We start from the raw sequence: 14279 nt of genomic DNA, 5'->3' as shown, positions 1-14279 counted from the left end.
GCCCGGGAAAAACCCCATGGACGGTGCCCCTCCACCGTCACGCACCTGATGTGCGTGATCGCCCGAGTGGAAGGTCGAAGCCCTGACACTAGTGACCTTCCCGTGACCATTTCAAAGTCTGTTGTGAAAAAACTCGGTCATACCCTGCATTCTTTGCACACAATTCACGTGCAGTGACGAGCTTTTGACACTACGTCGCGTGAACGTCACCCCTGGGCCCGGCGCGTGGCGACGACGAGTCCGCACCGCGGGCTGCCGTCCGGCCGCTCCCCCAGCTCGGGCAGGGCCCGCAGCTCCAGATCGAAGCCGGCGCGGTCCAACTCCCGGCACACATCGCCGAACCGGAACACCCGGTAGTACATGACGAACGGCGGCCGCCACACCGCGTTGCGCACCCGCATCACCGCGTCGAAGCCGAGCATGGCCCAGTAGCCGCGCGAGCCCGGCCGCGCGGGTGCGGGCATCGGGAACACGAACTGCCCGCCGGGGCGCAGCACCTGACTCACCTGGGCGAACAACTCCGCCTGCTGGCGCGGCAGAAAGTGCCCGAACGCCCCGAAGCTGACCAACAGGTCGAAAACGGGCCCGAACGGCAGGGCGAGCGCGTCCCCACGCACGTACGACGCCGTGGGCTCTCCCCGTCGTGCGACGTCCAGCATTCCGGCGCTGAAGTCGACCCCGACGGCCCGCTCGACGCCGGCCTCCCGCAGCACTCCGAGGCCCGCTCCCGTGCCGCAGCAGAGGTCGAGCCCGGTGCGGTGGGGACCCATGCCGCGCAGGGCCCGCGCGACCGGGTCGAGGATGGCGTCCGGGGTCCGGAACGGCGTGTGGTCGAACTTCGGCGCGAGCAGGTCGTAGCCGCGCTCGACCGACGACAGCGCCTGAACGGCCAGTTCGCGAAGGGTCGGGCCCTGAGGGGTGAACATGGCCGCTCAGCATAGGTCGGCGGCCCCCGGAAATCCGGGCTTGCCGCGCACCGGGGGTGGCGTGGTACCTTGCGAGTGGTACATGTGTACGCCTCCTCTTCTGCCCATCGGGCCAGCGAGGCATCCGTACCGAATCTCTCTTATCGGCGCCCGAGCGCTCGACGTCATCGTGCTCGACATGTGACGCCACCGCTCTTGGCGCGCATCACCCCTGGTCAACAGGTTCCGACGGGTTCCGTCCCGCCCCTGTTCCAGGAATTTCTCCCGGCCGGCCGGGCGTGACCTGTCCGCCCGTCGCCCGTATCGCCGGAATCCCACCCCCTCTCTCTTTGTCCGCGTGACCGCAGTCCGCGAAAGGACCCTGATCGACCATGACCACCACCACACTCCGCGCGCCGGAGCAGTCCGGCGCCCCCACCACTTCCACCGAAGCCGCGGTCGGCGCGGCCGGTGTCCTCGACATCACCGGGAACGGGGCCGGATTTCTGCGCTCCCCCGGCCTGATCCCCACGTCGGACGACGTCCAGGTCCCGGCCCAGCTCATCCGCCAACGCGGCCTGCGCGCCGGTGACTTCGTCACCGGGGTGTGCGGCAGGCCGCGCACGCTCGCCCGGGTCGAGACCATCGAGGGGCTCCCCGCCGAGACGGCGCGCAACCGTCCCCGGTTCGCCGATCTCACCCCGCTCCACCCGGCCCGCAGGCTGCGCCTCGACAGCCCCGCGGGCGGCCTCGCCGGCCGTGTCGTCGACCTGGTCGCGCCCGTCGGCAAGGGACAGCGCGGCCTGATCGTCGCGCCGCCCAAGACCGGCAAGACCGTCCTGCTCCAGCAGCTCGCCGCCGCGATCGCCGACCGCCACCCCGAGGCCCACCTGATGGTGGTGCTCCTCGACGAGCGCCCCGAGGAGGTCACCGACATGCGGCGCTCGGTGCGCGGCGAGGTCCTCGCCTCGACCTTCGACCGGCCCGCCAAGACCCACATCGCGCTCGCCGAACTCGCCGTGGAGCGCGCCAAGCGCCTCGTCGAGCGCGGCGTCGACGTGATCATCCTGCTCGACTCGCTGACCCGCCTGTGCCGCGCCCACAACAACGCCGCCGCGGTGTCGTCCAAGGGCGGCCGCACCCTGTCGGGCGGCGTCGACGCGGCCGCGCTGCTCGGCCCCAAGCGGCTGTTCGGAGCGGCCCGCAACACCGAGGAGGCGGGTTCCCTGACCATCCTCGCCACGGCGCTGGTGGACACCGGTTCCCGCGCCGACGACTACTACTTCGAAGAGCTCAAGAGCACCGGCAACATGGAGCTGCGCCTGGACCGCACCCTCGCCGACGCCCGCGTCTTCCCGGCCGTCGACATCACCCCGTCCGGCACCCGCAGGGAGGAACTGCTGCTGCCCGCCGCCGAGCTGGCGGCCGTGAGCGGACTGCGCCGGGCCCTTCAGGGGCGCGACGGACGCTCCGGCTACGAGGCCCTCCTCGACAAGCTCCGCAAGACCCCCGACAACGCCGCGTTCCTGCGCCAGGTCCACGGGACGGTCCCCACGGCATGACCGGCCCCTCCGGTACGTAATACTCGTGTCATGACTGCGAGCATTACGCGCCCGGGACGAGGGCCGTCCGTGACGGTCCGCCGGGCCACCGCGCGGGACGCCAAGCGGCTCACCCGTCTCGTGCGCGGCTCCCGGGCCTACGAGGGCCGGTACGCGGCGATGGTCGAGGGCTACCGCGTGGGCCCCGCCTACATCGACACCCACCGGGTCTTCGTCGCGGTCGACGAGGCGGAGGACGCCGGCGAGCGGATCCTCGGCTTCTACGCGCTGCTGATCGACCCGGCCGAGCTGGACCTGATGTTCGTCGCCGACGCGGCGCAGGGCCGCGGCATCGGGCGGCTGCTGGTCGCCCACATGCGGGACGAGGCCCGCGCCGCCGGGCTCGACCGCGTCCGGGTGGTGTCGCATCCGCCCGCCGAGGGCTTCTACCGCAGCGTGGGGGCCCACCGCACCGGCACCGCTCCGGCCTGCCCCCCGGCCGTCGCCTGGGACCGGCCGGAACTCGAGTTCGCCCTTCACTCCGGCGCCTGAGGGGTTCCGCCCCCGTCGCCTTCGGCGCACACTCGGGGGCACCGAAACGGGCGACCATGGGGCAAGGAGGCCACCTTGGGCGGCAGTGAGGCACACGCCGGGGCGTTCGACGTGATCGTGGAGATCCCGCAGGGCTCCCGCAACAAGTACGAGATGGACCACGAGCTGGGCCGCATCCGCCTGGACCGGATGCTGTTCACCTCGACCCAGTACCCCGCGGACTACGGCTACGTCGAGGGCACGCTCGGCGGTGACGGTGACCCGCTGGACGCCCTGGTGCTGACCGACGAGGCCACGTTCCCCGGCTGCGCCGTCGAGTGCCGGGCGATCGGCATGTTCGTGATGAGCGACGAGAAGGGCCCCGACGAGAAGATCCTCTGCGTCCCCGCCCACGACCCGCGCCACACCTCAATCCAGGACATCGAGGACATCCCGGAGTTCGACCGCCTGGAGATCACCCACTTCTTCGAGGTCTACAAGGACCTGGAACCCGGGAAGTCGGTGGACGGCTCGCACTGGGAGGGCCGCGACAAGGCGTACGAGGAGATCGCCCGGGCTCGCGCGGCTCTGCGCGGGCAGGGCGCCGGCTGACACCGGGCGCCTCCACGGAATCCGGGCCGTTCGGCCCCGCGACAGGGTCGGTCGGCCCATCTTCACCAGGCGCCCGTCCTGAGATGCTGCTGCGCAGAGCCTCCCGTGCGCCCGCTCTCCCGCCGCGGCACACGGTAGAGGCCCGGGCCCGTCGGTCGTGGGCGGGGGAGCCTCGAGCGACGGGCCCGGCACGGGGTCGGCGGCGGTCCCGGGGGACGGGACGCGCGACGCGACAACTGACGCGCAAATCAGCCCAATCGGAGCGATAAAGTGGTCCGTCAACCACCCGCGCCCGATCACCCAGGAGCATCTACGTGACCGTAGCCATCGACGCGTCCGAAACAGCGGCCCCGACCGGCGACGACGCCGTACCGCCGCAGGCCGCCGAGTCCGCGCCCGCGGTCGACGCACAGGGGAGCACGACGGACGAGGAGGCGGGCAACTTCTGGCAGCCCCCGGCGGACACCGCCGCCGCGCCGGAGCAGTCGGAAGAACTGGAGGAAGAGGCCGAGAACGACTCCGCCGAGGTACCGGAGGCGATCACCCGCGACGCGCACGAGTTCGGCGTGTACGCGCGCACGGGCGGCTGGGCGTTCGCGCTGAAGGTGGCGCGCAGCGTGCGTCCCGGCGGGCAGCCGGCCGGTGAGACGTCCAAGGTCTCGGCGCGCCGGTTCGCCGAGCTCGCCGGCTGCTCGGCCGACCGGGTCATGCGCTTCTACAAGGCGTGGGACCGCGCGGCGGACGACGGCATCGTGCCGCAGTTCGAGTCGCTCGCGCCGGGCGCCGAGATCGAGCTGCCCGAGGCCGACGTCTGGCTGTCGTACTACGTGTCGCGCTCCAGCGGCACCTCCGTGCGCGGCCAGGCGATCACCGAGGCCGCCGAGGCGGAGGGCATCCGGCCGACGAAGGCGCTGGAGGTCGCGGAGAACCCGACCGCGCTGCGCGCCGCGATCCTCGCCGACCCGGGTACGGCGGAGGCCGCCCGCAAGGCGCTGATGGACCGGCTCGGCGAGGACCCGGTGCTGCGCACGGGCATGGCCCGCGACATCGTGCGCACCGACGACCTGAAGAAGGCGGTCGCAGAGGAGAGCAAGACCGGCGGCCAGCTCGACTACGTACGGAAGATCGTCGAGGAGGGGCAGGTCAAGACGCCCGCGGGGCAGAAGATCGAGGCTCCGCGCTCGCTGCGCGAGGAGGCCGAGCGCCACCTCTCCCTGATCGACGAGCTGGACGAGGACGAGGAGACGGGCGAGTGGGCCCAGGAGGCCTACGACAGCGTGCGCACGCTGGTCGCCGAGACCGTCGAGAAGGATCCCGAGCTGCGGGTCCAGGAGCGGCGCGCGAAGTTCTACAGCAGCCTGCAGAAGGCGACGAAGGCGTTCGAGGAGCTGACCTTCGACGACGTCGACGGTGAGGAGATGGACGACATCGTCGAGGACGACATGCTGCAGCGCCTGGAGGAGCTCCAGCAGGCGATCTCGACCTGCATCTCCGCCCTGCAGAAGGCGAAGAGCGGCAGCTGACCCAGTCGCAGCGCGCCCGCCGATGCCCGGCACTCCCCCACGGAGTGCCGGGCATCGGCGCGCTCCGGGGTGTTACCTCGGTCACCCACCCAGCGAAACGTTGCCGTTTCGCTAGCGAGAGGCTTACGATCATCCAGGACCGGAACGAAACCGTTTCGTTCACTTAGCTTACGCGGTGCTTATCCGGCCGCGACCCTCACTTCCCTGGAGTGGCTCTCATGTCTCAGACCTCCGCGGTCGAGGCCACCGACGCCTCCGCCCGGCGCACGCCGGACACCCACGACGTGTCCCGCAAGCGCTGGTGGATCCTCGGCATCATCGGCATCGCCCAGCTGATGGTCGTGCTCGACGCGACCATCGTGAACATCGCGCTCCCCTCGGCCCAGCAGGACCTGGGCTTCAGCGACGGCAACCGGCAGTGGATCGTCACGGCGTACGCGCTGGCCTTCGCCTCGCTCCTGCTGCTCGGCGGCCGCATCGCCGACCTCTTCGGCCGCAAGCCGGCCTTCCTCATCGGCATCGCGGGCTTCGCGGGCGCCTCGGTCCTCGGCGGCGCCTCCACCGGCTTCGGGATGCTGGTGACGGCGCGAGCCCTTCAGGGCGTCTTCGGCGCGCTGCTCGCCCCCGCGGCCCTGTCACTGCTGAACACGACGTTCACCGACGCCAAGGAGCGCGCCAAGGCGTTCAGCGTCTACGGCGCGATCGCCGGTGCGGGCGGCGCGGTCGGCCTGCTGCTCGGCGGTGTCCTGACCGACGCGCTCGACTGGCGCTGGACGCTCTACGTGAACCTCGTCTTCGCGGTCGTCGCCTTCGCGGGCGGCTGGATGCTGTTGAGCAACCACCGCGACGCGGCGGGCTCCAAGCTGGACCTGCCCGGCACCGTGCTCGTCTCGGCCGGTCTGTTCTCGGTCGTGTACGGGTTCAGCAACGCGGAGACCCACGACTGGGGTTCCCCGCTGACCTGGGGCTTCCTGCTCGCCGGCGGCGTTCTCCTCGCGGCGTTCACCTGGTGGCAGACCCGGGCCGCGCACCCGCTGCTGCCGATGCGCGTCCTGCTCGACCGGGACCGCGCCGCCTCGTTCATCACCGTGCTCATCACCGGTGCGGGCATGTTCGGCGTGTTCCTGTTCCTCACGTACTACCTGCAGCTGAACCTGGGCTTCAGCCCCACCAAGACCGGTGTCGCGTTCCTGCCGATGATGGCCACGCTGATGGTCATGGCGCAGATCTCCACCACGGTCCTGGTGCCGCGGATCGGCCCGAAGATCATCATTCCCGGCGGGTTCGCCGTCGCCGCGCTCGGCATGGCCTGGCTGACCGGGATCGGTCTCGACTCCGGGTTCTCCACCCACGTACTGCCGCAGCTGCTCGTGATCGGCGCGGGCCTGGGCGCCGTGATGCCGCCCGCGATGTCGCTGGCCACCAGCGGGATCGGCGCCGAGGACGCCGGCGTCGCCTCCGCGACGGTCAACACCATGCAGCAGGTGGGCGGTTCGATCGGCACCGCCCTGCTGAGCACCCTCGCGGCGAGCGCCGCCACCAGCTACCTCGCGGGCCGCAACCCGGCGGACAAGCTGACCCAGGCGCAGGCCACGATCGAGAGCTACACGACCGCGTTCTGGTGGTCGGCGGGCTTCTTCGCCGCCGGCGCGGTCATCACCTTCCTGCTGTACCGGCGTGGGGCTGTGCGGCAGGACGCGGCGGCGGCACCGGTCGTCCACATGTGACGCCGTCCGCCGTCCGGCCAGGGGCCGCCGTCCTCAGGGAGACGGCGGCCCCTTGGCGTTCCCGGGCGGCCGGGTGGCAGGGTGGGAGTGATCACCGGACCACACAGGAGTCACCTCATGTCGGAATCCCCCCGTTCCACCGGCAAGCCCGCCCACCAGAACGTGACGTTCGACAGCAACGGCACCCCCGCCCACGGCTATCTGGCCCTGCCGCCCACGGGCAGCGGCCCCGGTGTCATCGTGATCCAGGAGTGGTGGGGCCTGACCGACCACATCGCGGACGTCACCGACCGGCTCGCGGCGGAGGGCTTCGTGGCGCTCGCCCCCGACCTGTACGGCGGGAACGTGGCGCACGACTCCCAGGAGGCGTTCCGGATGATGCAGGAGCTGCCGGTGGAGCGCGGCGTCGAACTCCTGTCGGGCGCCGTGGACCATCTGCTCGCCCTGCCCGAGGTCACCTCGGACACCGTCGGCACCGTCGGCTTCTGCATGGGCGGCGGCTTCGTGCTGTACCTGGCCGCGAAGGACCCGCGGGTGAGCGCGGCGGTCCCGTTCTACGGCGTCATCCAGGGCGAGGTCCCCGACTTCTCGGGCCTTGAGGCACAGATCCTCGGCCACTACGGGGAGCGCGACGAGACGGTCCCGGTCCCCACTCTGGACGGCCTGGCCCGCACGATCCGCGAACAGTCGGGCATCGAGCCGGACTTCCGGATGTACCCGGCGGACCACGCGTTCTTCAACGACGGCCGCCCGGAGGTCTACGACGCGGAGTCGTCGGCGAAGGCCTGGACAGCAACGACGGACTTCCTGCGCACGACGATCAAGTAATTCAAGCCCCTCCGGCGTTTGAGGAGCGGGGTCCGGGGCGGAGCCCCGAGACGGCGGGACCGGGAGGCGTCGGCCTCCCGACCCCGCCGCACCAACCCTCAGATCACCAGATCCGCACGCGATCGGCCGGATCGAGCCACAGCCCGTCCCCGGCCTCGGTCTCGAACGCCTGATGGAACTCGTCGAGGTTCCGCACGATGTTGGCGCGGAACTCCGGCGGCGAGTGCGGGTCGATGGTCAGGTACTGCTGCTCCTGCTCCTTGCGCCGCTTGGTGCGCCAGCAGTAGGCCCAGTTGAGGAACAGCCGCTGCGAGCCGCTGATCCCTTCCTCGTCGACCGGCACGTCCGCGCCTTCGAGCGAGATCAGGTAGGCGGTGTGCCCGATGGTCAGGCCGCCGAGGTCGCCGATGTTCTCGCCGACGGTGAGCGATCCGTTGACGCGCTCGCCGGGCAGGTTGCGCGGCTCGAAGGCGTCGTACTGGCTGATGAGCGCCTTGGACTTGGTCTCGAACGCGGCCTTGTCGTCGGCGGTCCACCAGTCGTTGAGGTTGCCCTGGCCGTCGTACTGCGCGCCCTGGTCGTCGAAGCCGTGGCCGATCTCGTGGCCGATGACGGCGCCGATGCCGCCGTAGTTCTCGGCGGGGTCCGCGTCCGGCGAGAAGAACGGCTTCTGGAGGATGCCCGCCGGGAAGCAGATCTCGTTGGTGCCCGGGTTGTAGTACGCGTTCACCGTCTGCGGCAGCATGAACCACTCGTCGCGGTCGACCGGCGCGCCGATCTTCGCCAGCTGCCGGTCGTGCTCGAAGGCGTCGGCCGCGTAGGCATTGGCGACCAGGTCGCCCTCGACGCCCAGCGCGGAGTAGTCGCGGAAGGTGTCCGGGTAGCCGATCTTGGGCCGGAAGGTGGCGAGCTTCTCGTAGGCCCGCTCCTTGGTCTCGTCGGTCATCCAGTCGAGCGCGCCGATGGACTGCCGGTAGGCCTCCAGGAGGTTGGCGACCAGGTCGTCCATGAGGGCCTTGGACGCCGGCGGGAAGTGCCGGGCGACGTACTCCTTGCCGACGGCCTCGCCCATGGCGCCCTCGACGAACTGCACGGCGCGCTTCCAGCGGGCGCGCAGCTCCGGGGTGCCGTTCAGGGTGCGCCCGTAGAACTCGAAGTTGTTGTTCACGAACGCCGAGGACAGGTAGGGGGCGCTGGTGCGCAGCACGCGCGCGAGCAGCCAGTCGCGCCACTGCTCGACGGGCGTCTCGGTGAGGACGGTCGACAGGTGCGCGAGGTAGGACGGCTGGCGCACGCAGGACTGGGCCAGGGTGTCGTCGCTGCCGCCGAGCGCGTCGACGTAGGCACGCCAGTCGAACGCCGGGGCGAGCGCGGTCAGCTCGTCGAACGTCGTCAGGTTGTACGTCTTCTGCACGTCCCGCGTCTCGGCCCGCTCCCAGTGGCCCTCGGCGAGCCGGGTCTCCAGGGCGAGGACGGTGCGCGCGGCGGCGGCCGGGTCGGCGTGCTCGCCGAGCCGGAACAGCTCGGTGAGGTACGCCTCGTACTTCTCGCGGGTCTCGGCGAACTTCTCGTCGCGGTAGTACGACTCGTCGGGCAGGCCGAGGCCGCCCTGGAGGATGTTGTAGAGGTAGCGGTCCGAGTCGCGGTCGTCGGAGTCGATGTACGCGCCGAACAGGCCGGAGCCGCCCTTGCGCTCGAAGCGGCCGATGAAGCCGGCCAGCTGCCGCACGTCGGTGAGGGCCGCGACCTCGGCGAGCAGCGGACGGACCGGGTCGAGACCGCGGGCCTCGACGGCGTCCTCGTCCATGAACGACGCGTACAGGTCGGCGATCTTCCGCGCCTCGTCCGCGTCGAGGCTCGTGGAGCCGCCCGCCGCGATCTCCTGGATGATCTCCCTCACCTGCTGCTCGGCGACGTCCACGAGCTGCACGAAGGGGCCCCAGCTGGAGCGGTCGTCGGGGATCGGCTCGGTCGCCAGCCAGTGGCCGTTGACATGGCCGAAGAGGTCGTCCTGCGGTCGGATCGCCGGGTCCATGCCCGAGCGCGCGTCATCCAGAGTGCTCATCCGGGCAGCGTACCCAGGTCAGGGCGGGTGAACAGCATCAATTGCGGCGGCTTCCGCGCAGCGTGAACAGCGCACTGCCCCGCCCGGCGCGGAGCCGGACGGGGCAGTGGTGCCCGCGGTGGATCAGGCGAGCGAGGCGAGCGCCTCGTTCAGGGTCTGCGACGGGCGCATGACCTTGTCGGCCTTGGCCGGGTCGGGCTGGAAGTAGCCGCCGATGTCGGCCGGGGAGCCCTGCACGGCGATCAGCTCGTCCACGATCTTCTGCTCGTTCGCGGCCAGCGTCTCGGCGAGCGGCGCGAACGCCTTCGCGAGCTCGGCGTCGGCGGTCTGCTTGGCCAGCTCCTGGGCCCAGTAGAGGGCGACGTAGAAGTGGCTGCCGCGGTTGTCGATGCCGCCGAGGCGACGGGTCGGCGACTTGTCCTCGTTGAGGAAGGTGCCGGTGGCGCGGTCGAGGGTCTCGCCGAGGACCTTCGCACGGGCGTTGTCCGTGGTGGTGGCGAGGTGCTCGAAGGAGACGGCCAGGGCCAGGAACTCACCGAGCGAGTCCCAGCGCAGGTAGTTCTCCTTGACCAGCTGCTGGACGTGCTTCGGGGCGGAGCCGCCGGCGCCCGTCTCGAAGAGGCCGCCGCCGTTCATCAGCGGGACGACCGACAGCATCTTGGCGCTGGTGCCCAGCTCCAGGATGGGGAAGAGGTCGGTCAGGTAGTCACGCAGCACGTTGCCGGTCACCGAGATGGTGTTCAGGCCCTCGCGGATGCGCTCCACCGACAGCTTGGTGGCGTCCTCCGGGTTGAGGATCCGGATGTCCAGGCCCTCGGTGTCGAACTCCGGCAGGTACGCCTCGACCTTCTTGATCAGCTGGGCGTCGTGGGCGCGGCCCTCGTCCAGCCAGAACACGGCCGGGTCGCCGGTGGCGCGGGCGCGCGTGACGGCGAGCTTGACCCAGTCCTTGATCGGGGCGTCCTTGGTCTGGCAGGCGCGGAAGATGTCGCCCTCGGAGACCGTCTGCTCCAGCACGACGTTGCCGTCGGTGTCGACCAGGCGGACTGTGCCGGTGGTCGGGATCTCGAAGGTCTTGTCGTGGGAGCCGTACTCCTCGGCCTTCTGCGCCATGAGGCCGACGTTCGGGACGGAGCCCATGGTCGACGGGTCGTAGGCGCCGTGGGCGCGGCAGTCCTCGATGACGGCCTGGTACACGCCGGCGTAGGAGGAGTCCGGGATGACGGCGAGGGTGTCGGCCTCGTTGCCGTCCTTGTCCCACATGTGGCCCGAGGTGCGGATCATGGCGGGCATCGAGGCGTCGATGATGACGTCCGACGGCACGTGCAGGTTGGTGATGCCGCGGTCGGAGTCGACCATGGCCAGCTCCGGGCCCGCGGCCAGCTCGGCCTCGAAGGACGCCTTGATGTCGGCGCCGTTCGCGAGCGACTCCAGGCCCTTGTAGATGCCGCCCAGACCGTCGTTCGGGGTGAGACCCGCGGCGGCCAGGTCGCCGCCGAAGCGGGCGAAGGTCTCCGGGAAGAAGGCGCGCACGACGTGGCCGAAGATGATCGGGTCGGAGACCTTCATCATGGTGGCCTTGAGGTGCGCGGAGAAGAGGACGCCCTCTTCCTTGGCGCGGGCGACCTGGGCGGTCAGGAACTCGCGCAGGGCGGCGACGCGCAGCACGGAGGCGTCGACGACCTCGCCGGCGAGGACCGGTACGGACTCGCGCAGCACGGTGGTGGTGCCGTTGTCCCCGACCAGCTCGATGCGCAGGGCGCCGTCGGCGGCGATGGTGGTGGACTTCTCCGTCGAGCGGAAGTCGTTCTCACCCATGGTGGCGACGTTGGTCCTGGACTCGGGGGTCCAGGCGCCCATGCGGTGCGGGTGGGCCTTGGCGTAGTTCTTCACCGAGGCGGGGGCGCGGCGGTCCGAGTTGCCCTCACGCAGGACCGGGTTCACGGCGGAACCCTTGATCTTGTCGTAGCGGGCGCGGATCTCGCGCTCCTCGTCGGTCTTCGGCTCGTCCGGGTACGCGGGGAGCGCGTAGCCCTGCTCCTGGAGCTCGGCGACGGCGGCCTTGAGCTGCGGGATGGACGCCGAGATGTTCGGCAGCTTGATGATGTTGGCCTGCGGCGTCTTGGCCAGCTCGCCCAGCTCGGCGAGGGCGTCCGCGATCCGCTGGTCCTCGTTCAGGTACTCGGGGAACGAGGCGATGATGCGGCCGGCCAGGGAGATGTCACGGGTCTCGACGCCTACGCCGGCGGTGGACGCGTAGGCCTCGATGACCGGCAGGAAGGAATACGTCGCGAGGGCCGGGGCCTCGTCTGTGTGCGTGTAAATGATGGTCGAGTCAGTCACCGGGTGCTCCGCTCCACGTCTTCCATGTCATCGGCAGTTTTCTCAGTCTGCGCAATATTGCTCGACATCAAGATATCTCGTGGCCGGGTCATGTTCGAAAGGGGTCCGGCTGCAAGATCGAGCCGTTTCACTTCGCTCCCCTCCCCCGCGCCAGCAGATACATGAAGTACGGCGTGCCGATCACGGCCGTCATCAGGCCGGCGCCCAGCTGTGCCGGGGCGATCACGGTGCGTCCCACCAGGTCGGCGGTGCAGACGAGGAGGGCGCCGAGGAGGAGGGCGACCGGGAGGACGCGGGCGTGGCGGCGGCCGACCAGGGCGCGGGCCGCGTGCGGGGCGACGAGGCCGACGAAGCCGATGGTGCCCGCGGCGGCCACGGCGGTGGCGCTGAGCAGGACGGCGAGGACGAGGAAGCCGAGGCGGGCGCGGCCGAGTCCGAGGCCGAGCAGGCGCGGGGTGTCCTCGTCGAGGGACACGAGGTCGAGTTCGGTGCGGCGGCTCACGGCGAAGGCGATGCCCACGACGAGGACGAGCGCGAGGGGCAGCGAGTCGGTGTAGGTGCGGCCGTACGTCGATCCGGAGAGCCAGGTCAGCGCCTTGGTGGCGTTGAACGGGTCGGTGAGGATGATGAGCAGGCTCGTCAGGGCGGCGGCCCCGGTGGCGACGCCGAAGCCGACGAGGACGAGGCGGTTCTGCTGGAATCCGCCGCGCGCGGCGAGGCCGAAGACGATGACGGCGCTGAGCGCGGCGCCCGCGAAGGCGCCGCCGGCGACGGCCCAGGTCCCGGCCGTGGAGATCGACGTGACCACGATGACGGCGCCCACGGCGGCGCCGTTGGTCACGCCCAGCACGCCCGGTTCCGCGAGCGGGTTGCGGGTCACGGCCTGGACGACGGTGCCCGCGAGGGCGAGGGCCGCCCCTGCGAGAAGCGCGGCGAGGACGCGGGGCACGCGGGTCTCCAGGACGAAGGAGACCGCACGGCCCGCGTTGCCCTGGGTCCAGTTGACGACGTCGCCGAGGAGGAGCTTGGTGTCCCCGAGGAGTACGCCGGCGATGCTCACGCCGATCAGCGCGACGACCAGCGCGGCCGTGGTGGCGACGACGACGGTCCGGCTGCGCAGCCGCAGCCGGTCGGCCGTGGCCGAACCGCCCGCGTCCCGTACCCGCGCCGCGAGGACGATGAGGAACACGGCGCCGACCAGGCTGGTGACGACGCCGGTGGGTACGGCCACCGCGGTGTCCGCGGAGACGCAGGCGCGCAACAGCACGTCGGAGCCGAGGACGAGGGCCGCGCCGACGAGTCCCGTGAACGGCAGGGCGCTGCGGAACCTGGTGAGCGGGTGGAACCTGCGGGTGAGCAGGCGCACCAGGGCGGGTGCGCACAGGCCGATGAAGCCGACGGGCCCGGCGAGGGTGACGGCGGCCGTGGAGAGCAGCGCGGACAGGACGACGGCGCCGACCCGGGTGCTGCGGACGGGGACGCCGACGCCGCGCGCGGCGTCGTCGCCGAGCGCGAGGGCGTCGACGCGGCGGGCGAGCAGCAGCAGTCCGGCCAGACCGGCGAGCCCCACGGGCGCCATCTGCAGGACGCCGTCGAAGCCGTTCTGCGCGATGCTGCCCTGGTTCCAGGCGTACAGGCCCTCGGTCCGCTCGGGGAAGAGCAGGATCAGCGCCTGGGTGACGGAGCTCAGGCCGAGGGTGAGGGCGCTGCCCGCGAGGATGAGCCGGACGGTGCCGGCGCCGAGGCCCGACAGGCCGAGGACGACGGCCGCCGCCGCGAGGCCGCCGACGAAGGCGATGCCGGACGAGGCGAACAGCGGCAGCGAGACGCCGGTGGCGGCGGCGATGGTGAGGGCGAGGTAGGACCCCGCGTTGACGGCCAGGGTGTCGGGTGAGGCGATGGCGTTGCGGCTGATGCGCTGGAGGGCGGCGCCGGACGCGCCGAGGAGGGCGCCGACGAGCAGTCCGGCGCACATCCTCGGCAGCCGGGAGGCGACGACGACGGACGCGTCGCCGTCGCCAGACCGGCCGGTGAGCGCCTTCCACACCTCGGGGGCGCCGACGGCGGCCGTGCCCTGGGTGATGTCGACGACCGCGAGGGCGGCGAGGAGGACGAGGAGTGCGGCCGTCACCGCGGCCGCGCCCGTACGGGATGCGGCCGTCGTGGGACGGGTGGCGGGAGCGGTGGTGGTGACGGCCATGGCG

10 protein-coding genes are annotated in these 14279 nt (G+C 71.3%); 6 read left to right on the top strand and 4 right to left on the bottom strand.

Translation table 11 applies throughout. The annotated features are described in order from the left end of the window. Positions 1 to 206: 206 nt before the first annotated feature. Positions 207 to 926, bottom strand: coding sequence for a class I SAM-dependent methyltransferase (locus K377_RS29435; RefSeq protein ID WP_111666597.1), 720 nt, complete (start codon positions 924 to 926; stop codon positions 207 to 209). Positions 927 to 1297: 371 nt separating this feature from the next. Here K377_RS29435 and rho point away from each other — a divergent pair, with 371 nt between their 5' ends. The 6 genes from rho (at position 1298) to K377_RS29405 (ending at position 7667) form a co-directional block, all read left to right on the top strand. Beyond that, positions 1298 to 2467, top strand: coding sequence for a transcription termination factor Rho (gene rho / locus K377_RS29430; protein WP_111666596.1), 1170 nt, complete (start codon positions 1298 to 1300; stop codon positions 2465 to 2467). 30 nt (positions 2468 to 2497) lie between these two features. Then, positions 2498 to 2998, top strand: coding sequence for a GNAT family N-acetyltransferase (locus K377_RS29425; protein ID WP_111666595.1), 501 nt, complete (start codon positions 2498 to 2500; stop codon positions 2996 to 2998). 75 nt (positions 2999 to 3073) lie between these two features. Continuing rightward, positions 3074 to 3589, top strand: coding sequence for an inorganic diphosphatase (locus K377_RS29420; protein ID WP_111666594.1), 516 nt, complete (start codon positions 3074 to 3076; stop codon positions 3587 to 3589). Between the two features lie 314 nt (positions 3590 to 3903). After that, positions 3904 to 5112 carry a hypothetical protein gene (locus tag K377_RS29415; protein WP_111666593.1) on the top strand — a complete coding sequence of 403 codons (1209 nt, stop codon included), beginning with the start codon at positions 3904 to 3906 and terminating at the stop codon, positions 5110 to 5112. A 218-nt stretch (positions 5113 to 5330) separates the two neighbouring features. Continuing rightward, positions 5331 to 6839 carry an MFS transporter gene (locus K377_RS29410; protein WP_111666592.1) on the top strand — a complete coding sequence of 503 codons (1509 nt, stop codon included), beginning with the start codon at positions 5331 to 5333 and terminating at the stop codon, positions 6837 to 6839. A gap of 117 nt (positions 6840 to 6956) precedes the next feature. After that, a complete protein-coding gene (locus K377_RS29405; protein WP_111666591.1) occupies positions 6957 to 7667 on the top strand; it encodes a dienelactone hydrolase family protein in 711 nt (236 codons plus the stop codon). 103 nt (positions 7668 to 7770) lie between these two features. Here K377_RS29405 and K377_RS29400 read toward each other — a convergent pair whose 3' ends face one another. The 3 genes from K377_RS29400 to K377_RS29390 all read right to left on the bottom strand — a co-directional run bounded on the left by K377_RS29400 (position 7771) and on the right by K377_RS29390 (position 14275). After that, positions 7771 to 9732 (bottom strand): M13 family metallopeptidase, encoded by a 1962-nt coding sequence (locus K377_RS29400; protein ID WP_111666590.1) that lies wholly within the window; start codon positions 9730 to 9732, stop codon positions 7771 to 7773. Between the two features lie 123 nt (positions 9733 to 9855). Beyond that, positions 9856 to 12075, bottom strand: a complete 2220-nt coding sequence (locus K377_RS29395; protein ID WP_111666589.1) for an NADP-dependent isocitrate dehydrogenase — start codon at positions 12073 to 12075, stop codon at positions 9856 to 9858. A gap of 127 nt (positions 12076 to 12202) precedes the next feature. Next, positions 12203 to 14275, bottom strand: coding sequence for an iron ABC transporter permease (locus K377_RS29390; protein ID WP_111666588.1), 2073 nt, complete (start codon positions 14273 to 14275; stop codon positions 12203 to 12205). Positions 14276 to 14279: the final 4 nt, after the last annotated feature.

This window comes from Streptomyces sp. PsTaAH-137 (assembly GCF_003259365.1).
Taxonomy (GTDB): domain Bacteria; phylum Actinomycetota; class Actinomycetes; order Streptomycetales; family Streptomycetaceae; genus Streptomyces.
Note: the sequence above shows the minus strand (reverse complement) of the source record. Positions and strands in the feature narration are given on the sequence as shown.

What these genes read in the sequence shown, in the direction of transcription:
- K377_RS29435 (WP_111666597.1), bottom strand. Translation starts at nt 926, where the DNA reads ATGTTCACCCCTCAGGGCCCGACCCTTCGCGAACTGGCCGTTCAGGCG.
- K377_RS29410 (WP_111666592.1), top strand. Translation starts at nt 5,331, where the DNA reads ATGTCTCAGACCTCCGCGGTCGAGGCCACCGACGCCTCCGCCCGGCGC.
- K377_RS29405 (WP_111666591.1), top strand. Translation starts at nt 6,957, where the DNA reads ATGTCGGAATCCCCCCGTTCCACCGGCAAGCCCGCCCACCAGAACGTG.
- K377_RS29400 (WP_111666590.1), bottom strand. Translation starts at nt 9,732, where the DNA reads ATGAGCACTCTGGATGACGCGCGCTCGGGCATGGACCCGGCGATCCGA.
- K377_RS29390 (WP_111666588.1), bottom strand. Translation starts at nt 14,275, where the DNA reads ATGGCCGTCACCACCACCGCTCCCGCCACCCGTCCCACGACGGCCGCA.
- rho (WP_111666596.1), top strand. Translation starts at nt 1,298, where the DNA reads ATGACCACCACCACACTCCGCGCGCCGGAGCAGTCCGGCGCCCCCACC.
- K377_RS29425 (WP_111666595.1), top strand. Translation starts at nt 2,498, where the DNA reads ATGACTGCGAGCATTACGCGCCCGGGACGAGGGCCGTCCGTGACGGTC.